Source organism: Neorhizobium alkalisoli (genome assembly GCF_002968635.1).
Taxonomy (GTDB): Bacteria; Pseudomonadota; Alphaproteobacteria; order Rhizobiales; family Rhizobiaceae; genus Neorhizobium; species Neorhizobium alkalisoli.
The window spans coordinates 530,849-554,356 of the sequence record NZ_PVBN01000001.1 but is presented as its reverse complement, the minus strand read 5'-3'; the positions used below and the strand labels follow the sequence as shown (position 1 = coordinate 554,356).

Here is a 23,508-nt window from a genome sequence, read left to right as displayed (position 1 = left end):
CGACGGATTCAATGTTCACGTTCGGTTCCGAATTCCCCTTCCTCATTTTCCGGTCTATAGACCGCTGAAAAGCGAGGGACCGGCTTGGATATTCGTTTCGAGGAAGCAGAAGCGCGTTTCGAAGGGCGTACCGTCCTCCATCCCCTCACCCTTTCGCTGAGCGAGCGGCGCATCGGGATCATCGGCCTCAACGGTTCCGGCAAGACGACCTTCGCCCGAATGATCAACGGGCTGGTCGCCCCGTCGGCGGGTTATGTCGTCGTCAACGGCTTCGACACCGTCCAGCACGGCGAAAAGGTCCGGGCGGAAACCGGTTTCATCTTCCAGAACCCCCAGAACCAGATCATCCTGCCGATCCTGAAGGAAGACATCGCTCTTGGCCTCAAGAGCCGAAAACTCTCCAGACAGGAGAGCGACGCCGCCGTGGATGCGGTGCTTGACCGTTTCGGGATCGGCCATCTCGCCGCCCGCCGGGCTCATGAGCTTTCCGGGGGCGAATTGCAGCTGGCGGCGCTTGCCTCGGTTCTGGCGACGGAACCCGATATCCTGATCATGGACGAGCCCACCAACCAGCTTGACCTGAAAAACCGCGAGTTGGTGAGGCGCACGATCGAAGGCCTGGACGAAAACATCATGGTAATCAGCCATGATCTGGAACTGGTCGAAGATTTCGACCGCATGTTGCTTTTTCACGAAGGCCGGCTTGCCGCCGATGGTCCGCCTGCCGACACGATCAGGCTTTACCGGGAGCTTGCCCGATGAAGACGCTTTACGTGGAAGGCGACAGTGTCCTGCATCGGCTTCCGCCGCGCGTAAAACTTCTCGGCCTTGCAGCTGCAGGCATCGCACTGTTCTTCTTCAGGTCGATCCCGCCGCTGGCGGTGGCCGCACTGATAAGTGCCGCGATATATGCGTCGCTCGGCATCGGCCTGCGTCACTCGCTCGCCCGCCTCCGGCCGATCTTCCTGACCATTGCGGTCGTTGCCCTGTTCACCCTGCTCGTCGGCTCTGCTGAAGAGGCTGCAACCGTACTCCTTCGGCTGACAAGCCTGATGCTCCTGGCAGCGGCGGTGACGGCCACAACCGGGATCGGCGATTTCATCGACGAAATCACGCTCGCCGCCCGGCCTCTAGAACGGCTCGGCCTGGTCAAGGCCGCCGATATCGGCCTGTCGATCGGCCTGGTTATCCGTTTCGTGCCGGAAATCCTGGACCGCTACCGTGCTATCAAGGACGCTCATCGGGCCCGCGGCTTGAAGCCTCGCATATTGACGCTCGCGGTCCCGCTGATCATTCTGACGCTCAAGAATGCCGACGAGATCGCCGCAGCCATTGACGCCCGGGGCATTCGTGCGCAGAAATGATCCGTCATCCGGAATTAAGGAATCGCAAACCATGACCACTCGTGATCTCGTTCTGGCAGCCCTGTTTGCCGCAATCATTGTAGCGCTCGGATTGCTTCCGCCCATCACGCTCGGTTTCATTCCGGTGCCAATCACCGCTCAATCGCTTGGCGTCATGCTTGCGGGCGTGGTGCTCGGTTCCAAGCGCGGTACCGTGGCCGTGCTTCTGGTTCTCCTGCTTGCCGCGATCGGCCTGCCGGTGCTCTCCGGAGGTCGCGGCGGCCTTGCGGTCTTCGCCGCACCGACCACCGGCTACCTCATCGGCTGGGTCTTCGCGGCTTTCGTGACCGGCTACATCGCCGAACATTTCGTCGACCGGAGCCAAACCGGCTTCGTCCAGGGCGTGAATTTCTTCCTGGCCGCTCTGATCGGCGGCGTCGCGGTGCTCTATGCTTTCGGCATCACTTATCTGGCGCTCGTCACCGGGCTTGGTTTTTCCAAGGCTTTCCTCGGATCGCTTGCCTTCATTCCGGGCGATTGCTTCAAGGCCGTGATCGCAGCGCTTGCAGGCCGCGCCGTAATGGTCGGCTATCCGCTGCTGCCGCAGCGGGCCTGATCAATCCAGAAAACCGTAGAGCCAGTCGCGCAGGTCTTCCGGAAGCGCGACCGGCTCCTTGCTACGGGGATCGCAGGCAATCCAGACGACTTCAGCCTCTGCCACTGCTTCTTCGCCGCGCAACATATGCACCAGGAAGCCCGCCGATTTTCCGCCGATCTTGCTCACACCCACATGAGTCTGCACAAGATCGCCAAACTTCAAAGCGGCGTGGAACGTACAGGTGATCTTGCCGATTGCGAAGAAAGGATCGTCCTTCTGCGGCTTGCGGCGGCGCCAGAACTCGGTGACCGCTTCCTCCGCGCGAACGACATAGGCCGCACGGAACATCTCCCCATTCATGTCCACATCGCGAAAGGGCACCCGGAATTCCTGCGATTTTACTGTGTCCTTGGCCACCTTGCCTCCTCGGTTGCATCCCCATGTAAGACCATTCTTTCGTGCGAGACAAGCTCCGAGGCAAAAGGAGCATGCTTGAAAAATCACACCATCTGCGCCATGTCGGGCAGACAACCTCATGAGGCCGCCACATGACCACGCGCCTTTACGAACACGACATCTTCCTCGAACACCGCACTCCCGAGGGGCATCCCGAACGCGCCGACCGGTTGCGGTCGCTGGCGATCGCCCTGCAGCATCCGAACTTCGAAAAACTGGATCGCAAGCAGGCTCCCCAAGCGAACGAGGATAACGTCCTGCTCGTCCATCCGGAAAACTACCTGCGCGCCGTGATGCGGGAAATTCCCGAGGAGGACACCATTCGCCAGATCGAGGCGGACACCTATGTCGGGCCGAAAAGCCTGCAGGCGGCGCTGACGGGCATCGGCGGAGCCATGGCCGCCGTCGATGACGTGCTTACCGGCAAGGTGGACAATGCCTTCGTCGCGGCGCGTCCTCCGGGCCACCACGCCGAAAAAGACAAGTATATGGGCTTCTGCCTATTCAACAATGTCGCTATAGCAGCACGGCATGCGCAGCAGAAATATGGGCTGGAACGGGTCGCAATCGTCGACTGGGATGTGCATCACGGCAACGGCACACAGGACATCTTCTGGGACGACCCTTCGGTGCTGTTCTGCTCGACGCATCAGATGCCGCTTTATCCCGGCACCGGCGCCAAGGACGAAAGCGGCAAGGATGGCAATATCGTCAATGCTCCGCTCTCGCCCGACACCGGCAGCGAACACTTCCGCGAGGCCTTCAAGAGCCGCGTGCTGCCGGCGCTCGAAAATTTTCGCCCCGATTTCATCCTGATTTCAGCGGGCTTCGATGCCCACCACCGCGATCCTCTGGCGCAGATCAACCTCGTCGGCGACGATTTCGACTGGGCAACAGGGCGGCTGATGGAAATCGCCGGCAAATACGCGAACAACCGGGTCGTAAGCCTGCTGGAGGGCGGCTATGATCTCGAAGGGCTGGCCGAATCGGCCGGCATGCATATCTGCAGACTGATGAGGGGATAGAAATGACCGAGAGCAACGAGACCGTCGATGTGAGCGGCTATTCCTTCGAAAAGGCGGTGGCTGAGCTCGAAAGCATCGTTGCGCGGCTCGAACGCGGCGACGTGGCGCTCGATGAATCGATCGCCATCTACGAGCGCGGCGAAGCCCTGAAGAAACACTGCGAGAAGCTGCTGACTGCGGCGGAAAACCGCATCGAGAAGATCCGCCTGGACCGCGCCGGCAAGCCGCAAGGCGTCGAGCCGCTCGACGGCGAGTAGGCTTCAAGGGGCGAACGGCGAGTACAACCAAAGTCTTACGACCATCGCCACGATCGCGCCACAAACCGATTGACGCTCCATGACCACCTCCCCATGATAGCCGCCATCTGAATGGTTGCTTTGGGAGGAGACAATCGTGACGCTTGGTGTGAAATCCAGTAAAATCAATCTGATGTTTGCCGCAACGATGGCGGTGTCGACGGTCCTTTCGGCTGGCGGCGCGAAGGCTGCCGAATTCATCAACGTACTGACCGGCGGCACCTCCGGCGTGTATTACCCGCTCGGCGTCGCGCTTTCTGAGATATACGGCCAGGGCATCAAGGGCTCCCGCACGCAGGTGCAGGCTACCAAGGCGTCGGTCGAGAACCTCAACCTGCTTCAGGCCGGACGCGGCGAGATCGCCTTCTCGCTGGGGGATTCCGTTCAGGAAGCCTGGAAGGGCAACAAGGAAGCGGGCTTTCCCGCCAAGCTGGACAAGCTGCGCGGCATCGCTGCCATCTATCCCAATTACATTCAGGTGGTCGCCAGCGCCGATTCAGGCGTGAAGACGCTTGCCGATCTCAAGGGCAAGAGCCTGTCCGTCGGTGCCCCCGCCTCGGGAACCGAACTCAATGCCCGCGCCATCTTTTCGGCCGCCGGCATGTCCTACAAGGATCTCGGCAAGACCGAATACCTGCCATTTGCTGAATCGGTCGAGCTCATCAAGAACCGCCAGCTCGACGCCACGCTTCAGTCCGCCGGGCTCGGCGTCGCATCGATCCGCGACCTTGCAACCTCGGTGAAGATCAACGTGGTGGCGATCCCGAAGGCCGAGGTGGACAAGATCGGCGCACCTTACGTGTCGGTGAAAATCCCGGCCGGGACCTATGAAGGCCAGACGGCGGAGGTGGAAACGGCGGCTGTCGGCAACTTCCTGATCACCCATTCCGGCGTCTCCGACGAAACTGTCTATCAGATGACCAAGCTGCTCTTCGAAAACCTGCCGAAGCTGACCGCCGCCCACGCGGCAGCCAAGGCGATCGACGCGAAGAAGGCGCTCGACGGCATGCCGGTGCCGCTACATCCGGGTGCTGAGCGGTATTACAAGGAAGCGGGATTGATGAAGTAACGAGCACGCAGTCCGTGTTCCTTGCAAGTCCCCTCTCCAACCCCTCCCCACAAGGGGGAGGGGTTTAGCCTGCCGTACCCCTCCGCCGAATAGAGCATGGAGGGTGCTGCGAGTCCTCTCCCCCCTGTGGGGGAGATGGCCAGCAGGCCAGAGGGGGATTTTCAAAGACCAAAGCGATCCCGGAGCAAAAATGTCCGAATCCGCAATGCATCATCCGATGACGCCGCAGAGTGCCGAAGAGCCCATCGAGGGGCTGCCGGCGGGCTGGGGGGAAGGCCTGGGCGCCAAGATCACCTTCGGGATCGCTCTTGCTTTTTCCGCCTTCCAGCTGATCACCGCCGCCTATGCAATCCTGCCGAGCCAGGTCATTCGCGCGATGCATGTGGCCTTTCTTCTGCTGCTCGGTTTCGGCCTGCTTGCGCAGCTTCGCGCCAAGACGACAGTCGGCAGGAGCTGGTTCTGGCTGCTCGGAATCCTGGGATTTGCCACCGGCATCTACAACTGGGTGGAATATGCGCCGCTCCTGCAGCGCAGCGGTTTTCTGACGACCACCGACCTCGTGGTGGGCACAGTGCTGATCGTGGTCGTTTTCGAAGGCGCCCGCCAGTTGATGGGGCTGCCGCTGACGATCATGTGCGGCGTCTTCCTCGCCTACTGCTTCCTGGGCCAATATGCGCCAGGCGCGTTGCAGACACGCGGTTATTTCTTCGACCAGATCATCGACTATTTCGCCTATGGCACGGAAGGGATATACGGCACGCCCGTCTATGTCTCGGCCGCCTACATCTTCATCTTCGTGGTGTTTGCCGCGTTCCTCGAGCGGGCGGGAATGATCGCGCTCTTCAACGACGTGGCGCTCGGGCTCGTCGGCGCCTGGCGCGGCGGCCCGGCTCAGGTCTGCGTGCTCTCATCGGCGCTGATGGGGACGATTTCGGGATCCGGCGTTGCGAATGTCGTTGCGTCCGGCCAGTTCACCATTCCGCTGATGAAGCGCTTCGGATTCAAATCGGCCTTTGCCGGCGGCGTCGAGGCAACATCCTCGATGGGCGGACAGATCATGCCGCCGGTGATGGGGGCGGTCGCCTTCATCATGGCCGAGACGCTCAACATCCCCTACGCGGAAGTCGTGAAGGCCGCGATCATTCCAGCGGCCCTCTATTTCGGCGCCTGCTTCTGGCAGGTGCATCTGGAAGCCGGCAAGGCGGGCCTGCGCGGCATGGACGAAAGCGAGCTGCCGAGCGCCTGGGGCGCCATCAAGCAGCACTGGCCGCTGATCCTGCCGCTTGCCGCCCTCGTCTATCTCCTGTTTGCCGGCTATACCCCGATCTTCGCCGGCACCATGGGCCTTGCGCTCACCATCGTTCTCATCCTGGCGACGCCGATTGCGGCTCTGATCGGCCCGACCGCCTTCCGCATCGTCTTCTGGTTGGCGGTCGGCATCGCTTCTGCCAGCTTCTTCGAATTCGGCGTCACCTTCCTGGCCGGCCTGCTCGTGCTGCTGATCGCCGCCTGCCTTTTCTTCAAGGGCGGCCGCGAGACGCTGATGATCTGTGTCGATTCGCTCGCGGAAGGCGCCAAGAACGCGCTGCCGGTCGGGATTGCCTGCGCCATCGTCGGCATCGTCATCGGCACGCTGACGCTCACCGGAATTGCCTCGATGCTGATCGGGGCGATCATCGAGATCGGCAAGGACAACCTGTTCATCTCGCTCATCCTGACGATGATCACCTGCCTTATTCTCGGCATGGGTATCCCGACCATCCCGAACTACATCATCACCTCCTCGCTTGCCGGCCCGGCGCTGCTCGAACTCGGTGTGCCGCTGATCGTCAGCCACATGTTCGTCTTCTATTTCGGCATCATGGCGGACCTGACCCCGCCGGTGGCGCTTGCCGCCTTCGCGGCGGCGCCGATCGCCAAGGTCTCCGGCCAGAAGATCGGCTGGGCGGCCACCAAGCTCGCGATTGCCGGTTATGTCGTGCCTTTCATGGCGGTCTATACGCCAGCCTTGATGCTGCAGGATCCCGGTCCGCTTTCCGCTTATGTCGGCTATTGGGGCGAAGTCGCTTACGTCTTCACCAAGGCCTGCGTCGGCATCGTACTCTGGGGCGCCTGCGTCGTCGGGTTCCTTTTTGCGCGGCTGGCGATCTGGGAACGGGTGCTCGCCTTCCTCGCCGGCGTCCTGCTGGTGCTGGCGCTGCCATGGACCGACGAGATCGGCTGGGCGATCACCGTTTTCTGGATCGGCTGGCATTGGTGGCGGACCCGCAACGCGCCTACCGCATCAGCGCTTACATGAGCCTCTGCATCATTGCAGCGAGCAAGACGGCTACGCTTGCCGTCTCGCTTTTCACGCTGTCCTGGAGCCACTCCGTGCAGAAGACGGAATGGCGGGAAACTTGGGCGGTGACGCCGAAGGGACTGGAAATTCGTGAAGCTGCAGTCAAAGGTTCCGGCGCCGGGATGGAACCGGGACCGGACGCCAGACTGCGGAACGGCTGGTGGGTGTGGCATCCGGCACTGCCGCCGCAGCCGCGTCTTTCGCTCGCGGGATCCGGCGCGACGAACGGCGGATGGTTGCTCTGCCACGAGGGCGGCTGCCTCACGATCGGCGAGGCGTCTGGAGATGCGGCAGTTCTTTCGCCCTGTCCGTGAGAGGCGCATCTGAAGCCGCTCTGAAAAGAACCAGTTCTTTAAAGGTTTAGCTTCCCGCTTGAACCTCTTTTTACCTAATGGCGCTATCAACGGCTTTGCCAACACGGTGAGGACGCGCCGGCTGCCCACAGCGGGTTGCGGCCGATCGGATGCCGGCCGAACCCGCGAGAAACTGGATGGGTCATACACGTCCGCTGACAGTCACCGATATTCCGGTCGTGGCCGATCTGTTCCAGCGCATATTCCGCAGGTCGGACGACGCCCCCTCACCTGATTTCGTCGATTATCTCGGGCAACTCTACATCGAGGATGACGCCTGCGCAGCGGACCTTCCCTCTCTCGTCCACGTTGCCGAAGGCGGGGAAATTTCCGGATTTGTAGGACGGCATGTTCTGCCCATGCAGCTCGGTGGTCGACCTGTCAGAGCGGCGCTCCTGAGTTCCATCATGGTCGACGAGCGCTCGGGCGATCCACTCGCGGGGGCAAAGATCCTCAAGACGGCCTTGAACGGCCCGCAGGATTTCTCTTTCAGCGAAACCGCCAGCGAAGTCTCGATGCGGATGTGGAAACACCTCGGTGGAATTGCCTTGCCATCCTACAGTCTCGACTGGATCCGCGTCATCCGGCCGGCCGCCTTCGCGCTGGAGAATGCCGGGAGCCGTTACCCAAGACTCGGCCTTTTCAAGCGGTTCGCGTCTCATACCGACAATCTCTTCCAGCGCCGCATGTCCCCCGACCGGCTGCGCTGGCTTGGTGTTTCGGCGAAGCCGCTTACAAAGGGTGGGATTTCCATACGGGAAATCGACCATGAGGCCTTTGCAGATCTTTTTGCAATGATGACGGAACGCTTTCTCCTGAGACCGGGCTGGTCTCACGAGGAGGTCTTGCGGGTGATTTCGAAAGCGTTGGAGAAACCCGAGTTTGGGCATCCGGCTTTTTGCGCGGTTCTCAATCGCGTGGAGGAGCCTGTCGGAGGCTTCTTCTACCACTGGCGCCCACAGATGACCGCCCGGATCATTCAAATGCTTGCCGCTCATGGGTATGAAGAGACGGTGCTGGATGCGGCAGTCGCGCATGCAGCGATGAAGGGCGCAAGCGCGGTGCGCGGGCGAACGCAGCCCTTCCTGATGGAGGCGATGCTCGGCAAGCGGATTGCATTCATCAACAGCGCATCAAGCGTGCTTCATTGTCGGGATCCTCACATCAGGCAGGCCATCCAGTCTGGCGACAGCTTCCTGAACGGACTGGCGGGCGAGCAGTGGAGCCGCCTCATCGGCGGGCGATTCGGCTGAACCAGACCGTGGGATGACAAACACACTGTTTCTCCGGTTCCGGCTGTTCGAACCCTCGATATCGGACTAGGTTCTCCGTCAATCGAGACGGAGATCAGCCCATGTCCTTTTTTCCCGGAACAGACCCGGTTGCGGGCGACGCCTTTGCCTGCGACGCAATCGAGAACCTGATCATCCCGCGATCCAGCGATATTGGCGGCTTCGCCGTCAGGCGTGCCCTGCCGACCCGGCAGCGGCGGCTGGTAGGACCGTTCATCTTCTTCGACCGGATGGGACCTGCGCTGCTGCGCGCCGACGAGGCTCTGGACGTCAAACCGCACCCGCATATCGGGCTTTCGACCGTTACCTACCTCTTCGACGGCGAGATCAAGCACCGCGACAGCCTCGGCACCGAACTCGTCATCCGCCCCGGCGACATCAACCTGATGACAGCCGGTCGCGGCATCGTTCATTCCGAGCGCACGCCGGAAAACCTGCGCGGCCATCCGCTCTCGGTGTCCGGCCTGCAGACCTGGCTGGCTCTGCCGGACGACAAGGAGGAGATCGATCCGGCCTTTGCCCATACCGACAAAGAAGCCATGCCCCTGATCGACGTGGACGGCGCCAAGGGGCGGGTGGTGATCGGTTCGTTCGAAGGGCTCGGCTCTCCGGTCTCGACTTTTACAGATACGCTCTATGTCGACCTGCGGCTGGAGGCAGGCCGGCGCTTCCCCTTCGCCGCCGCGCACGAGGAAAGAGCCATCTACATCCTGTCCGGCGAGCTTGTCGTCGCGGGCGACCGGTTCGCGGCCGACCAGCTCCTCGTCTTCCGTCCCGGCGACCCGATCACGCTCGAAGGCGGCTCTCAGGGCTGTCACCTGATGTTGTTCGGCGGCGCCGCTCTCAATTCCAAGCGCCATATCTGGTGGAACTTCGTTTCCTCCTCGAAAGAGCGAATTGAAAAGGCGAAAGAGGAATGGCGTAGCGGCCGTTTTGACATCGTGCCGGGTGACGAGGAGGAGTTTGTCCCCTTGCCGACGGGTTAAAATCGGTTAGAACCGGGGTTTGAACAACTTGAAAAAGCCTGTTTTCTTCTCATCTTGTGGAAGGCAGACTTCCGGACAAGAGCAGAAAAGGCCAGCCCCTGTGACATCAACGCCCATCACGCCGTTGCTCGACAAGGTCATGCTTCCCGCTGATCTTCGCGAGATCGATGACCGCGACCTGCCGCAGCTTGCCCGTGAAGTGCGCGATGAGATGATCGATGCGGTGTCGCGGACCGGGGGGCATCTCGGCGCGGGTCTCGGTGTCGTGGAGCTGACCATCGCGATCCACAAGGTATTCAACACACCGGATGACCGGCTGATCTTCGATGTCGGACACCAATGTTATCCGCACAAGATCCTGACCGGCCGGCGCGAGCGTATCCGGACGCTGCGCCAGGAAAACGGACTTTCGGGCTTCACGCGGCGCGCCGAAAGCGAATACGATCCGTTCGGGGCAGCGCACTCGTCCACCTCGATTTCCGCCGGCCTCGGCATGGCGGTTGCGGCCGATCTCTCGAAGTCGAAGCGCAACGTCATTTCTGTCATCGGCGATGGCGCGATGTCGGCTGGCATGGCCTATGAGGCTCTCAACAATGCCGGCGCGCTGGACGCCCGGCTGATCGTCATCCTCAACGACAACGACATGTCGATCGCGCCGCCGACCGGCGCGATGAGCGCGTACCTCGCGCGGCTCGCCTCGGGCCGCACCTATATGGGCTTCCGCGACCTCGGCAAGAAACTGACCGCCTATCTCGGAGGCCGTATCGACCGGGCGATCACCCGGGCCGTCGAGCATGCTCGCGGCTATGTCACGGGCGGCACCATGTTCGAGGAGATGGGCTTCTACCATATCGGCCCGATCGACGGTCACTCCTTCGACCATCTTCTGCCGGTGCTGCGCAACGTGCGCGACAACGCCCGCGGTCCCGTACTGATCCATGTCTGCACGCAGAAGGGCAAGGGCTATGCCCCGGCGGAAGCCGCAGCCGACAAGTATCATGGCGTCAACAAGTTCGATGTCATCACCGGCGCGCAGGCAAAATCAAAGCCGAATGCGCCGAGCTATACGAGCGTCTTCGGCGAAGCACTGGTGCAGGAAGCTGGGTTCGACGAGAAGATCGTCGGCATCACCGCCGCCATGCCGAACGGTACCGGCATCGACAAATTTGCAGAAGCCTTTCCCTCGCGTACCTTCGATGTCGGCATCGCCGAGCAGCATGCGGTGACCTTCGCGGCCGGTCTTGCGGCGGAGGGCTACAGGCCGTTCTGTGCCCTTTATTCGACCTTCCTGCAGCGCGGTTACGATCAGGTCGTGCATGATGTGGCAATCCAGGGTCTTCCCGTCCGCTTCCCGATCGACCGTGCCGGTTTCGTCGGCGCCGACGGGCCGACCCATGCGGGCTCCTTCGACACCACTTTCCTAGCCACCCTGCCCGGCATGGTGGTGATGGCCGCCGCAGACGAGGCGGAACTGAAGCACATGGTGCGCACTGCCGCAGCTTACGATCAGGGCCCGATCTCGTTCCGTTATCCGCGCGGCGAAGGCGTCGGCGTCGAATTGCCGGAGCGTGGTCAGATCCTCGAAATCGGCAAGGGCCGTGTGGTGAAGCAGGGCTCGAAGGTTGCCATCCTTTCCTTCGGCACGCGGCTCAAGGACTGTCTGCTGGCGGCAGAAGACCTTGACGCAGCCGGCCTTTCCACCACCGTGGCGGATGCGCGTTTCGCCAAGCCGCTCGACCATGACCTGATCCGTCAGCTCGCCCGTCATCACGAGGTGCTGATCACCATAGAGGAAGGTGCCGTTGGCGGCTTCGGCAGTCACGTGCTGCAGTTCCTCGCCACCGAAGGCTTGCTCGACAACGGCCTGAAGATCCGCTCCATGGTTCTGCCGGATATCTGGATGGAACAGGCGAGCCCGGACGCCATGTACGCCAAGGCCGGTCTCGACCGCGCCGGTATCGTCTCCACCGTCTTCAGCGCGCTGGGACAGACCAGGATAGGCGTCGGATTCGCGGGTTGAGCCCTTTCACCCGCGCCGTCCTTCGATCGTCATGTCGAACTGAACGACATTGGAATAGATCGGCGTTCCGACATCCATCGCATAGCGAGAACGGAAAATCCTGCCGCTGACGTTGAAGGCGATCCTCCGTCCGCTCCAGGCGGTGAGCTTCACGTCGAAGCTCTCGGACGCACTGCGTCCCTTTGCGGTCAACGTTCCGGTAATGCGAGCGCTGTCCTGCCCCGTCTGCTCCACCCGATCCGAGCGGAAAGAGATCGTATCGAAGTGGCCGGAATCGAAAACCGCGCCTGACCGGAGGAACGCATCGACGCGGTCCTGACCGGTGCTGACGCTTTCCGGCTTCAGATCGAAGTTGACCGTCGAATGGGCCAGGTCCCCGGCCTTCAGGTTGAAGGTGCCGGAAAACTTGCCGAACCTGCCGCGGATCCCCCCGCCTCCCACCTGATCGACGCGGAATGCGATGATCGAACCTGAGGAAATGGCATAGCGCCCTGCTGCTTCGGCGAGACTTGGAAGCTCGGCGGCGCGTGCGGCTGGCGCCAGGGATGCAGCGAACATCAGGCATACAAGAAAGGCGTGCCGGATCATGATGTCGGCTCCTTGGCTGATGGCTCGATCAATCGGCGTTCTCTGTTCAGCATGCGGGTCAGGACGTCATCGCGTCGCCAGTAGTGGTGATAGAGCGATGCGCTCGAATGCAGGAATACCAGCGCCAGAGTGGAATAGGCGAGCACGGCATGAGCGGTCACCCACCAGATCTCTGCTGCATCGGATTTCGGAACCGGCAGATGCGGAACGACAATCAGATTGAAGGCAAAAGTGGGGATCTCCAGCGGGGAGACCGAAGCGATCAGCCAGCCGGCCAGCGGGACCAGGATCGTCAGGGCCAGGAGAATACCGTGCGTGATCTTTGCCAACAGATGCTCGAACGGCTTCATGCCGCCAACCGGCCGGACGCGCACCCAGATCACCGAGTAAACGAACCTTACGACTGCAAACAGCAGCGCCAGCATGCCGAGCGACTTGTGCCACTGGAAAAGCGAGAACTGCAGGACCGGGTCGATAGATGGCCTGGTCATGACGACGCCAAGCGCGATCAGGCCGAGAATGAGGATAGCGATCAGCCAGTGCAGGATGATCGTCAGGAGGTCAAAACGATGGACAGGACGGCGCATGACTGGCTTCCCGCAGTCTCCACGCGCCGATCATGCTCTTCGTCGGCCCCTCCGGCAAGTCGCCAATGGCTCACGCCCGCTCATCAAAACTTTACTGATCCCCCGCGATCAGAAACAGGATGTGCAGATCCTTCTCCGGGTAGAAGTCGGTCGCTGTCATCTCGAAGGTCGTGGGACCGACCTTCTTCACGCCATTGCCGCAGAAGCTGACGTAGTCCTGCGGGCGGCCCTTGTCGACCGTCAGCTTGAACTTGCCGATCGGCCCATTCCAGTTAGCGCCGGTGGTGAGAATGTACGACACCTACTGTTCGGTATAGTGCGGCCCGGACTTGCCGGCGGCCGCTTCAAGCTTGGCGGCAGTCTTCATGAAGCCTGCATCGAGGCAATAGCGATCGGTGTAAGTCGCGTGGTTGAAGCCCGGCTTGCCGCCCTCGATGAAGCTCATGGCAACCGTGCCGCCGACGCTCGGCTTGTAGCGGTGGCTGACGCGCACCGGTTTTCCGGCGGGAAACGTCGTTTTCCACCAATAGACCGAACGCAGCGTCCAGACCGGCCGCAGATCCTCTTGCCAACCCTTTCCGGCATCGTAGCGATCGACATAGACCAAGCCTTCGGAGATCCAGCGTTTCTTGACGTCCTCGGGCAGGTTCTTGAGCGCGACACCCGTCTTTTCGCTATAGGGCAGAAGCGGAACTTGCTGCGCCAGCAGTTCCTCGGTGCGATCTATGCCCATCGCGATCACCCGCTGCTGCAATTGCGGCGTGATCTGCCTGCCATCCTGAACGACGGAAAATCCGAGGAAGTTGTCGCTCTCGGGATCACCGTAAGCGATATCGCTTTGAGAACCGCCCACGACATCCGGCATGGGAAAGGCGATGATGCTTTCGAAATCCGACTTGCCGGCATTCCTGAAGACATAGTCCACCAGAACCTCTTCCCGGGAAATGTAGAGGTTTTCCTCCTCCATCGTCACTTCGGAGGTCTGCGAATAGATGAGCCCGCCGGTCGTCAGTTCGGCGGTCGTATCATTGGCGAATACCGGATTGGAGGCAAGCAAAAGCCCGCCCAATAACAAGGTCCACCGCATTTTCGTCCCTCCAGCCTGGTTGGGACGGACGATAGACTGGAACCTTGAAGCAGAAAAGGCAGGCCGGAACTCATTCCGGCCTGCCTTGGCAATATAAGCGCGCTGGACGGATCAGAATTCCGACCAGTCTTCTTTCACGGCGGCTGCGGTCGCGGTCTTGCCGGAGAAGGCGCGGGCGACCGTCGAACGCAGCGCGTTGACGGGCGATGCCGCTGGGCGGGCTTCCGCCGAAGCGGTCACCGGCCGTGCAATGCGGCCCGTGGACGGCCCGCCGAGATTGAACTGCTTCAGGAGTGCATCCAACGCCTCGGCTTCATGCGCGAGCTTATGGCTCGCGGCAGTCTGCTCTTCCACCATGGCAGCATTCTGCTGCGTGCCCTGGTCCATGGTGTTGACGGAGGTGTTGATCTCCTGCAACCCGGTGGACTGCTCGCGGGTGGAGATGACGATCGCGCTCAGATGCTCGTTGATCTGCTGCACTTCACCGACAATTGCCTCGAGTGCCTGACCGGTTTCGCCGACCAGAGCCACGCCGGCATCGACCTGCTGGCTGGAGGTGGTGATGAGCGACTTGATCTCCTTCGCAGCGTTGGCGGAACGCTGGGCAAGTTCGCGGACTTCCTGCGCGACGACGGCAAAGCCCTTGCCCGCATCGCCCGCACGGGCCGCTTCGACGCCGGCGTTCAGGGCAAGCAGGTTGGTCTGGAACGCGATGTCATCGATGACGCTGATGATGTTGCTGATCTCGCCGGAGGACTTGGCGATCTGTTCCATGGCGGAGACGGCGCGGCGAACCACTTCGCCCGACTTCTCGGCACCGACGCGGGCGCGCTGTACACGCTGACCGACATCTTCAGCACGACGAGCCGATTCCTTGACGGTCGTCGTCACCTCTTCGAGTGCAGCCGCGGTTTCCTCGACGGAAGCGGCCTGTTGTTCGGTACGGCGGCCGAGGTCGTCGGCAGCGGCACGGATTTCGACGGCTCCGGCGCTGATTGCCGATGCATTGTCACCAACCGCGCGCAGCGCAGCCTGGAGCTTTTCGAGCGCCTGGTTGAAATCGGTCCGCAGCCGGTCCAGACGTCCGGAGAACGGCTTGTCGAGTCGATAGGCGACATCGCCATTGGCGAGGCTCGCGAGACCCGCAGCGAGCGAGTCCATCGCGAACTCGATCTCGGCGGCTTCCTTGGCCTTCTGTGCGTCGTTTGCGAGACGCTCGCGCTCGTTGGTTTCGCGCAGCGCATCGGTGTCATGGGCAAGCCGCTGCTTTTCGATGGCCGCATTCTTGAAGACTGCGACGGCCTTGGCCATCAGGCCCACCTCGTCACCACGATCAAGGGCGGGGACGTCGATGTTATGGTTGCCACCTGCGAGCGAGGTCATGGCTTCGGTCATGCCGACGATCGGCGTAACGATCGCCCGTGACAGCGCCCAGACGAGCGCTACCGCGATCGCGCCGGCAAGGCCGCCGCCTACGAGCAGCGCCATCAGCAGGTCGCCAAAGGCGTCGGCCTGCTCATGGCGTGTACCCGCCGTCAGGTCCATTGCCTGTTTCTTGATCTTGGCCGCTGCATCCCGGAAGCCGTCGAGCTGGCCCTTGGCCTGGTTGCGGCCGATCTCGATCACCTGGTCGATCGGCATGTCGGTATTCTTGCGCGCAGCAAGCTGGGGCTCGGTCAACTGGGTGTGGAAGACGTCGGCCGTGGCACGCATGGCATCCAGCGATGCAAGGAGATCCGGCATACCGGCCGCCGGCTTCTTGGCAGCGTCGATCGCAGCGATCATCTTCTCGCGGTTGGCGAACACGTCCTTGTAGGTGCTGTCGCTCTTGAAGAGCAGGAAGCCGCGCTGGTTGACGGCCTGCTCAAGCATCGCTTCGAGCGCCGCATCCACATTCATCATGATTTCCTGCGCAGCAATCTGCTGCACGGAGGCGCGGTTCGACCTCAAGGACTGCCAATAGACGCCCGCCGAAGCGAGCAGGCAGACCGACATCAGAGCCACGAAGGTAATGATCAGCTTTTTATTGAGGGAAAGATTTTTCAGTGACATGACGACTTTCGCTTTTTCCGGATGACACAGCCTGGGCGTCTCCTCCATCTGCAGAAAACCGCAAGTCGATTAAAATTGCGTTGAGCTGCCCCCAAAGTTTTCATAGGCAATGGTCTTGCCAGCACCCCGCGGGGCGGGCATTGACATAGCACCATGTCCAAAACCGTAGAAAACCAACGCCTCGACCAACTCCTGGTGTCCCTTCGACTGTTCGACAGCCGCTCCCGGGCGCGCGATGCAATTGCGCGCGGCACGGTTACGGTGAACGGCCAGGTGGTGACCAAACCCGGTCAACTGCTCTCGCCGCACGCGACGATCGCTGTCGATGATCCTGCCAAGGGTTACGTATCCCGGGCGGCGCTGAAGTTGGTCGCGGCGCTCGATCATTTCGCACTCGATCCGCGTGGCAGGAATTGCCTCGACGTGGGGGCCTCCACGGGCGGCTTCACCCAGGTATTGCTCGAACGCGGGGCCTTCCATGTCACGGCGCTCGACGTCGGCCATAGTCAGATGCACGAGAAGATTGCCACCGACCAGCGCGTGACGAACATAGAGGGGCTGAACGCGCGCAATCTCACCGCGGACGACATCGACGGCCAGGTGATCGATTTCATCGTCTCTGACGTGTCGTTCATTTCGCTGAAGCTCGCCCTGCCGCCGGCATTGAACCTTGCCATGCCGGGGGCCATATGCGTGCTTCTCGTCAAGCCGCAATTCGAAGCGGGACGGGACGCGGTCGGCAAGGGAGGCCTGCTGCGGGAGCCCGAGACGGCGCCGCAGGTAGCGGCCGAGCTGGAGCGCTGGCTTACGGAGGACATGGGCTGGATGAGCCTCGGCCTCATTCCCTCTCCGATTTCAGGCGGTGACGGCAACGAGGAATTCCTGCTCGCAGGAAAAAAAGCAGAATGAGCACAGAAACAGTCAAGATCACCCGGCTCGGAGCGCAGGGCCATGGCATTGCGGAAAGCGACCAGGGGCCCATCTACGTGCCGCATGCGCTGCCGGGCGAGACGGTGGCGATCGCCCGCAACGGCAGCCATGGCTCGTTGATGTCGATCGGGCAAGCTTCGCCGGACCGCATCGCCCCGCTCTGTCGCCATTTCGACCCCGATCGGGACGCCTGCGGCGGCTGTTCGCTCCAGCACCTGGCCGATGCCCCCTATCGGACCTTCAAACGTGAACTGGTGGTCGAGGCGCTGAAATCCAAGGGTCTCACGCCGGAGGTGGGCGAACTTGTCGTCGCGCAGGCCGGTGAGCGGCGGCGGACGGTCTTTTCGGCCCGCAAGACGGAAAAGGATTTCCTGCTCGGCTTCAACCGTGCCGAGACCAACCATATCGTCTCGATCGAGGAATGTCCGATCGCCTCGCCCGGCATCATGGCGCGGCTCGAGGCCATCCGTGCGGTCGGACAAGCGCTGGCGGCCGGTTCCGATACCTTCCGCATCACGGTCCTGGAAACTCTTTCAGGGCTTGATCTTGCCGCCGATGAATTGAAGCCGCTTTCCGACAAGCAGCGCCGCGCGGTGACGGAAACCGTTCTGGGCCTGAAGGGGATCGCTCGCGTCTCGGTCAATGGCGAGGTCGTCATCGAGCCGCAGAAACCGCTGATCGACTTCGGCGGCGTCAAGGTCGCGCCGCCGCCAGGAGCTTTTGCGCAGGCGACCAAGCCCGCCGAAGACGCCATGGCCGAGCTGGTGCTTTCCCATCTCGGAAAGGCCAAACGCGTGCTCGATCTCTTCGCCGGCTCCGGAACCTTTGCCCTGAGGCTTGCCCGTATTGCCAAAGTTCATGCGGTTGAAGGCGAGGAGAAGTCGCTGAAGGCCCTCGATCAGGCCGCTCGAAACACACAAGGCCTGAAGCCGGTGAGCGTGGAAAAGCGCGATCTCTTCCGCCGGCCGATGACGCTCCTGGAGTTGAGGAACTACGACGCGGTGGTCTTCGATCCCCCGCGTGCCGGAGCCGAGGCGCAGGTCAAGGAACTTGCCCGCTCCGGCATCAAGAGCATTGCTGCCGTCAGCTGCAATCCGGGCACGCTTGCCCGAGATCTTCGGATCCTCGTCGACGGTGGCTACCGCATCAAGTCGGTGACGCCGATCGATCAGTTCCTCTGGTCGTCTCACGTGGAAGCCGTGGCTCTGCTCCAGAAATGAAAATGCCCGCCTTTCGGCGGGCATTAATCTCAAATCAGGCAATCACGCCGCGTAGCGTTTGTCTTGCGACCTCCTACCGGTCCCTTCGCCGCCGCCAAGATTGAATTGCGAGAGCAGTTCCATCAGCTTTGCCGCTTCCGCCGCAAGCCCATGGCTTGCCGCCGTCTGCTCCTCGACCATTGCGGCATTCTGCTGCGTACCCTGGTCCATGGCGTTGACCGCGTGGTTGATCTCGTTGAGGCCCGTGGACTGTTCCCGCGTTGCCGTAACGATCGCGCCGACATGCCGGCTGATCTCCTGGACCTGGGTCATGATGCTCTTCAACGCCGTGCCGGTATCCGCGACCAGCGTCACGCCGGAACGGACCTGCGTATTGGACGCGCTGATCAGCGCCTCGATTTCCTTGGCGGCCTGAGCCGAGCGCTGTGCAAGTTCGCGCACTTCCTGGGCCACGACGGCAAAACCCTTGCCGGCCTCTCCCGCGCGGGCAGCTTCGACGCCGGCGTTGAGCGCCAGAAGATTCGTCTGGAAGGCGATATCGTCGATCACTCCGATGATATTGGAAATCTTGCCGGAAGATTCCTCTATCTCGTTCATCGCCGAGACTGCCTTGGCAACGATATTGCCGGATTGCTCGGCGCCGTCGCGGGCTCGCGTCACCAGTGCACCAACCTCTTCGGCTCGATGAGCGGTATCACGGACGGTGGTGGTGATTTCCTCCAGCGCTGCGGCGGTTTCCTCGACGGAGGCCGCCTGCTGCTCGGTGCGGTGAGCAAGCCCGTCGGCCGCATGGCGAATTTCCGCCGCACCTGCATCGATCGTGCGGGCATTGGCTCCGACCGTCTGAAGCGCCGAGCGCAACTGGGCGACGGAGGTATTGTAATCATCCCTAAGGCGATCGAGATGTTGCGGGAATGGTTTTTCGATCCGATAGGCGAGATCGCCGGCAGAAAGCGCCTTCAACGCCTCGGCCAAACCTTCGACGACAGAACGTATCTCGGCGTCCTCGCGGGCCTTCTGCGTTTCCCGTTCACGCCGCTCGCTTTCGGTCAGACGGCGGCCGCTTTCCGCCTCGCCTTCCAACCGCTCACGTTCCATCGCGTTGGCCTTGAAGACGGCGACGGCGGCTGCCATGGCACCGATCTGGTCACGGCGCTCTTCGCCCGGAACGGCGATGGAGAGCTGCCCGGCCGCGAGCTTTTCCATGGCTTTCGTCATGTCCGTCACGGGGCGGACGACGAACTGGTTCAGGACCCACGCCATCGCGGCCATCATCAAGGCAACCGCCAGGATGGTCGCAACAATCGCGCTGTTTCTGAAATCACGCAATGAAGCATAGGCTGCGTCGCTGTCGACCGCAAAGCCGAGGGACCATTCGACGCTCGGCAGGCCGGCAACGGGGACGAAGCTCACCAGCACGTCCTTGCCCGCAAGGCGCGTATCGACAAGGTCCGCACCGAGCCTCGGCGTCCCCTGCGGGAACATGTCGGCAAGCGTTTTTCCAATCAGCTTACTGTCGGGATGAATGAGGATGGTGCCATTCTTGTTGACCAGGAAGGCGGTCGCCTCAACGCCGACATCGACGGACTTGATGAGATTGACGATGGCATCGAGCGCAAAATCGCTTCCGACGACACCTGCCAGTTTTCCCTCCGCCTTGACCGGCACCGCGGCGCTGATGATCAAATTGCCGCTCGAGGCGTCCACATAGGGCTCGGTCAACACCGGCCCATTTGCGGAGACGGCGTCCTTGTACCACGGGCGTTTGCGCGGATCATACCCCTCCGGCATCGGCAGTTTCGGCCACATGGTGAACACGCCCGCTTCGTCGCCGAAATAGGTGCTCACGAACTGCTTCGTCAGCACCTGATTGTCCAGGACCTTGAGAACCTCGCCGGAATTTGCTGCAACGGCATCAGCCACCATGCTCGTCAGCACGATGCGGCCATTCATCCAGTTCGCAAGACTTTCCGCTGCCTGCCGGCCCGAAGAGCTCATGTTGTCATGGACGGCTTTTGTCGTCGCGGTTTGCTGGACCCAATAGATGTGCGTCGAAAAGGCCGCCAGCGCGACCATTACAACGACTGACGCCGCAACCAGGATGCGGGTCATCAGATTCGTTCTCTTATGCATGCACGTCCCCAATTCTTGCTCCGCAACAAGAGTTAGAGACCGCTTATTAAGATTTAATTGAAGTTAAAAAACCGATACTTACTCAATAGTCCAGATCAAGACGCCCGTTACCGACGACGTTCGGGCAGCGGCAGCGTCCGCCGACCCGTCCGGCGTCGGCGCGGCACACATAGGGCCGGTTGCGATCATCGCTCTCCCGCGGCGGAACCACGCAGACATAACGCTGGGGCCGCGCAGGCCGGTCGTCGGTCCGGGCATGGCTGTTGCCCTGATACTGGGCCACGCTCCAAGGCGTCTGCGAATCCGCAGGCGGCAATACTCCGGCATGTGCCGTTGAATAAGCAACCGTCAGGATCATCAGGCCAAGCAAGACAATGCGCATGAGTTTTCTCCTTGCGGCACAATCTATTCCTGGCCGTGCCCCAAAAGAAGGCGGGATACTTGCTCTCTTGGTTGTCAGCGTTAACGCCGCATGAACGCTTCGAAAGCGGCGCGGGCTTCTGCGCTTCTCAGCTGCGCGGAGAAATGCACCAGCTCCTCATCAATCCGTGCAAGAACAGCCTCCCGCGGCCCGCGCACCAGATCGCGGGCGATCTTCAAGGCTTGTGGCGGCTTCTTGGCGAGGGCTGCTGCGAGCGAGAGCGTCTCCGCCTCCACTGCATCGGCCTCGACAATCTTCCAGATCAGCCCGGCGTCGAGTGCGTCCTGCGCCGAAAAGCCCTCCCCCGCCGCCAGCATGGCAAAAGCGCGCTGATGGCCGATCACCTTCGGAGCAAGCAGGCTGGAGGCTGCCTCCGGCACCAATGCCAGATCGACGAAAGGCGTCTTGAACAGGCTGCGGCTCGACGCAACGGTCATGTCGCAATGAAGATTGAGGGTCGTGCCGATGCCGATCGCCAGCCCATCGACGCCGGACACAAGCGGCTTTTCCGCAACCGCCAGTGCCTTGATGAAGACGGCGGCGGCCGGTGGTTCCTTCGAACCCGACATCGCATAGGCAAGGAAGTCGCCCATGTCGTTGCCCGCCGAGAAACATCCTTCCGTGCCGAGGAATGCGACGGCCCGTACCGCTTCGTCCTCGTTTGCCTCGTGCAGCGCTGCGGTCATGCGGCTGTACATGGCCGAGGTGATGGCGTTCTTCTTTTCCGGTCGGTTGAACCGGATGACCATGACGCCCGGCTGGGCTTCCGGACGCTCGACGAGGATATGGGTGTCGCTCACGGAAAAGCTCCTTCAGGCGAGGATTGCGCGGGCAGCTTGAAGGCTTGCAGCGCCGGAGACGACGCGGTCCTTCAAGGCCGATGTTTCGGACAGCAGGTTTTCCGCCATGAAGCGGCATAGCGCGACGCGCTTTTCAGCTCCGCCGTCACCGGTATTGGCAAGCGCGCCCTTGGCGAGATAGCAGCCGGTCAAGGTCAGGCCGAAAAGGCGCTGATAGGGGGTCGCGCCGGCCAGAGCATCGGTTGCATTTCCGGCGGCCTGGGCCTCCAGCAGCCAATGAGTGGCGGTTTCGAGTGCGGCAATCGCGGCACGCAGCCGATCGCCGGTTTCACCAAAAGCCGTGTCGTTCGACGCAGCGACGCTCTCGGCGATCTGCTTCAATTCGCCGAGGAAACCTTGCACCTGCTCGCCGGAAGAGAGCGGCAGCTTGCGTGTCACCAGATCGATGGCCTGGATGCCGTTGGTGCCTTCGTAGATCGGGGCGATACGGGAGTCGCGCAGATAGCGGGCAGCGCCGGTCTCCTCGATGAAGCCCATGCCGCCATGCACCTGAATGCCGAGCGAGGCGACCTCGACACCCACGTCGGTCGCGAAGGACTTGGCAATCGGCGTCAGAAGTGCCGCGCGCTCGGCCCAGTGGCGAGCATCATCGCCTTCCGTGTGATGCGACATGTCGGTCGCATGGGCGCAGGCGTAGCAGATGGCGCGCGCACCTTGGGTCAGGGCCTTCATGGTGATCAGCGTCCGCGCAATGTCGGGATGTTCGATGATCGGACTCATGCCCGATCCCGACCATCCGGGGGCTTTGCCCTGGGTACGCTCATGGGCATAGGACACCGCCTTCTGGGTTGCGGCTTCCGCGATGGCAACGCCCTGCATGCCGACGGCGAGGCGGGCGTTATTCATCATCGTGAACATGCAGGCGAGCCCCTTGTTCTCCTCTCCGACGATCCAGCCGATGGCACCCTTCTCTTCGCCGAACCTGCCGTCGCCGTAGATCATCGTGCAAGTCGGCGAGCCGTGGATGCCTAGCTTGTGTTCGATCGAGTGGCAGAAGACGTCGTTGCGAGGCCCGAGCGAACCATCCTCGTTCACCAGGAATTTCGGGACGAGGAAAAGCGAAATGCCGCGTGTGCCGGCCGGTGCATCGGGAAGCCGCGCCAGCACCAGATGGATGATGTTGTCCGCCACATCATGCTCACCCCAGGTGATGAAGATCTTCTGGCCGAAAATGCGGTAGGTGCCGTCGTCACTGCGTTCGGCGCGGGTCTTCAGAACGCCGAGATCGGAGCCGGCATGCGGCTCGGTCAGGTTCATCGAGCCGGTCCATTCGCCGGAAACCATCTTCGCGAGATATTTTTCCTTCAACGCGTCGCTGCCGTGCGTGACGAGCGCCTCGATCGCCCCCATGGTCAGCGTCGGCGCAAGCGCGAAGGCCATGGAAGCGGAATTCCACATTTCGAGCGCCGCGACATTCAGCATATGCGGCAGGTTCTGGCCGCCGAAGGCTTCCGGCGCCGTCAGTCCGTTCCAGCCCCCCTCCCGCCAGTGGCGATAGAGTTCCGGCCAGCCGTCCGGCGTCTTTATTTCCCCGTCGGTCAACCGCGCGCCCTGTTTGTCGCCGATCTCGCCGAGTGGCGCCATTTCGTTGCCGGCAAAACGGCCTGCCTCTTCCAGGATGGCTTCGACAAGATCCGCGCTAAGATCGCCGAACCTGCCGATTTCCACCGCGTCGGCCAAACCTGCGACGTGATTCAATGTGAAAGCGATCTCTTCGACCGGTGCCTTATACATGATGCTCTCCTCCCAGGGCAGCTCCGCCTGCCCAATGCTACCCGATTCCATCGCGGCGGCATGCCTGTTTGCTTTTTACGTAAACGTAAATGTAATTGTCAATCGCTGCTGCGATTC

Annotated in this window: 21 protein-coding genes and 1 pseudogene; 13 read left to right on the top strand and 9 right to left on the bottom strand. The window is 61.8% G+C overall.

Going from position 1 to position 23,508, the window contains the following annotated elements; translation table 11 throughout:
• Window positions 1–84: 84 nt before the first annotated feature.
• From C5L13_RS02620 to C5L13_RS02610, 3 genes are read left to right on the top strand one after another with little or no spacing between them, the layout of a single operon-like run.
• A complete protein-coding gene (locus tag C5L13_RS02620; RefSeq protein WP_105381678.1) occupies window positions 85–762 on the top strand; it encodes an energy-coupling factor ABC transporter ATP-binding protein in 678 nt (225 codons plus the stop codon).
• On the top strand, window positions 759–1,364 hold the full coding sequence (locus tag C5L13_RS02615; protein WP_105381677.1) for an energy-coupling factor transporter transmembrane component T family protein: 606 nt from the start codon (window positions 759–761) through the stop codon (window positions 1,362–1,364). The genes C5L13_RS02620 and C5L13_RS02615 overlap by 4 nt, the downstream gene beginning before the upstream one ends.
• A 31-nt stretch (window positions 1,365–1,395) precedes the next feature.
• Complete coding sequence (locus tag C5L13_RS02610) at window positions 1,396–1,959, top strand: biotin transporter BioY (protein WP_105381676.1); 564 nt, start codon at window positions 1,396–1,398, stop codon at window positions 1,957–1,959.
• On the opposite strand, the gene C5L13_RS02605 is transcribed toward C5L13_RS02610, so the two are convergent.
• Window positions 1,960–2,358, bottom strand: a complete 399-nt coding sequence (locus C5L13_RS02605) for an acyl-CoA thioesterase (protein WP_158693372.1) — start codon at window positions 2,356–2,358, stop codon at window positions 1,960–1,962.
• Between the two features lie 131 nt (window positions 2,359–2,489).
• On the opposite strand from C5L13_RS02605, the gene C5L13_RS02600 reads away from it, so the two are divergent.
• From C5L13_RS02600 to dxs, 8 genes are all read left to right on the top strand, one after another.
• Window positions 2,490–3,422, top strand: coding sequence for a histone deacetylase family protein (locus tag C5L13_RS02600; protein ID WP_105381674.1), 933 nt, complete (start codon window positions 2,490–2,492; stop codon window positions 3,420–3,422).
• A 2-nt stretch (window positions 3,423–3,424) separates the two neighbouring features.
• Window positions 3,425–3,679: an exodeoxyribonuclease VII small subunit gene (locus tag C5L13_RS02595; protein WP_105381673.1), complete on the top strand. Its 255-nt coding sequence runs from the start codon at window positions 3,425–3,427 to the stop codon at window positions 3,677–3,679.
• A 172-nt stretch (window positions 3,680–3,851) separates the two neighbouring features.
• On the top strand, window positions 3,852–4,787 hold the full coding sequence (locus tag C5L13_RS02590) for a TAXI family TRAP transporter solute-binding subunit (protein ID WP_105382050.1): 936 nt from the start codon (window positions 3,852–3,854) through the stop codon (window positions 4,785–4,787).
• Window positions 4,788–4,977: 190 nt separating this feature from the next.
• On the top strand, window positions 4,978–7,086 hold the full coding sequence (locus C5L13_RS02585; RefSeq protein ID WP_105381672.1) for a TRAP transporter permease: 2,109 nt from the start codon (window positions 4,978–4,980) through the stop codon (window positions 7,084–7,086).
• Window positions 7,083–7,442 carry a DUF1850 domain-containing protein gene (locus C5L13_RS02580; protein WP_105381671.1) on the top strand — a complete coding sequence of 120 codons (360 nt, stop codon included), beginning with the start codon at window positions 7,083–7,085 and terminating at the stop codon, window positions 7,440–7,442. Before C5L13_RS02585 ends, C5L13_RS02580 begins: the two co-directional genes overlap by 4 nt.
• Before the next feature lie 176 nt (window positions 7,443–7,618).
• Complete coding sequence (locus tag C5L13_RS02575) at window positions 7,619–8,734, top strand: hypothetical protein (RefSeq protein WP_105381670.1); 1,116 nt, start codon at window positions 7,619–7,621, stop codon at window positions 8,732–8,734.
• A 101-nt stretch (window positions 8,735–8,835) separates the two neighbouring features.
• Window positions 8,836–9,759, top strand: a complete 924-nt coding sequence (locus C5L13_RS02570; RefSeq protein WP_105381669.1) for a pirin family protein — start codon at window positions 8,836–8,838, stop codon at window positions 9,757–9,759.
• Between the two features lie 100 nt (window positions 9,760–9,859).
• On the top strand, window positions 9,860–11,779 hold the full coding sequence (gene dxs / locus C5L13_RS02565) for a 1-deoxy-D-xylulose-5-phosphate synthase (protein ID WP_105381668.1): 1,920 nt from the start codon (window positions 9,860–9,862) through the stop codon (window positions 11,777–11,779).
• A gap of 6 nt (window positions 11,780–11,785) precedes the next feature.
• Here dxs and C5L13_RS02560 read toward each other — a convergent pair whose 3' ends face one another.
• From C5L13_RS02560 to C5L13_RS02545, 4 genes and pseudogenes are all read right to left on the bottom strand, one after another.
• Window positions 11,786–12,367 (bottom strand): YceI family protein, encoded by a 582-nt coding sequence (locus tag C5L13_RS02560; RefSeq protein ID WP_105381667.1) that lies wholly within the window; start codon window positions 12,365–12,367, stop codon window positions 11,786–11,788.
• Entirely contained in the window at window positions 12,364–12,954 is a 591-nt protein-coding gene (locus tag C5L13_RS02555) for a cytochrome b (protein WP_105381666.1), read from the bottom strand. The genes C5L13_RS02560 and C5L13_RS02555 overlap by 4 nt, the downstream gene beginning before the upstream one ends.
• Before the next feature lie 91 nt (window positions 12,955–13,045).
• Window positions 13,046–14,041 (bottom strand): annotated as a pseudogene (locus C5L13_RS02550) (DUF4424 domain-containing protein).
• A 111-nt stretch (window positions 14,042–14,152) separates the two neighbouring features.
• Window positions 14,153–16,093 carry a methyl-accepting chemotaxis protein gene (locus C5L13_RS02545; protein WP_105381665.1) on the bottom strand — a complete coding sequence of 647 codons (1,941 nt, stop codon included), beginning with the start codon at window positions 16,091–16,093 and terminating at the stop codon, window positions 14,153–14,155.
• Window positions 16,094–16,246: 153 nt separating this feature from the next.
• Between C5L13_RS02545 and C5L13_RS02540 the strand changes: the two genes are divergently transcribed.
• A complete protein-coding gene (locus C5L13_RS02540) occupies window positions 16,247–17,002 on the top strand; it encodes a TlyA family RNA methyltransferase (protein WP_105381664.1) in 756 nt (251 codons plus the stop codon).
• On the top strand, window positions 16,999–18,243 hold the full coding sequence (locus C5L13_RS02535; RefSeq protein ID WP_105381663.1) for a class I SAM-dependent RNA methyltransferase: 1,245 nt from the start codon (window positions 16,999–17,001) through the stop codon (window positions 18,241–18,243). The genes C5L13_RS02540 and C5L13_RS02535 overlap by 4 nt, the downstream gene beginning before the upstream one ends.
• A gap of 42 nt (window positions 18,244–18,285) precedes the next feature.
• Here C5L13_RS02535 and mcpU read toward each other — a convergent pair whose 3' ends face one another.
• The 4 genes from mcpU to C5L13_RS02515 all read right to left on the bottom strand — a co-directional run bounded on the left by mcpU (window position 18,286) and on the right by C5L13_RS02515 (window position 23,391).
• The gene (mcpU, locus tag C5L13_RS02530) at window positions 18,286–20,376 is read right to left on the bottom strand and encodes a methyl-accepting chemotaxis protein McpU (protein ID WP_105381662.1); all 2,091 of its coding nucleotides are present in this window, start codon (window positions 20,374–20,376) and stop codon (window positions 18,286–18,288) included.
• 82 nt (window positions 20,377–20,458) lie between these two features.
• The gene (locus C5L13_RS02525; RefSeq protein WP_105381661.1) at window positions 20,459–20,758 is read right to left on the bottom strand and encodes a hypothetical protein; all 300 of its coding nucleotides are present in this window, start codon (window positions 20,756–20,758) and stop codon (window positions 20,459–20,461) included.
• 80 nt (window positions 20,759–20,838) lie between these two features.
• Window positions 20,839–21,597: a crotonase/enoyl-CoA hydratase family protein gene (locus tag C5L13_RS02520; RefSeq protein ID WP_105381660.1), complete on the bottom strand. Its 759-nt coding sequence runs from the start codon at window positions 21,595–21,597 to the stop codon at window positions 20,839–20,841.
• 12 nt (window positions 21,598–21,609) lie between these two features.
• On the bottom strand, window positions 21,610–23,391 hold the full coding sequence (locus tag C5L13_RS02515) for an acyl-CoA dehydrogenase (RefSeq protein WP_105381659.1): 1,782 nt from the start codon (window positions 23,389–23,391) through the stop codon (window positions 21,610–21,612).
• Window positions 23,392–23,508 lie beyond the last annotated feature (117 nt).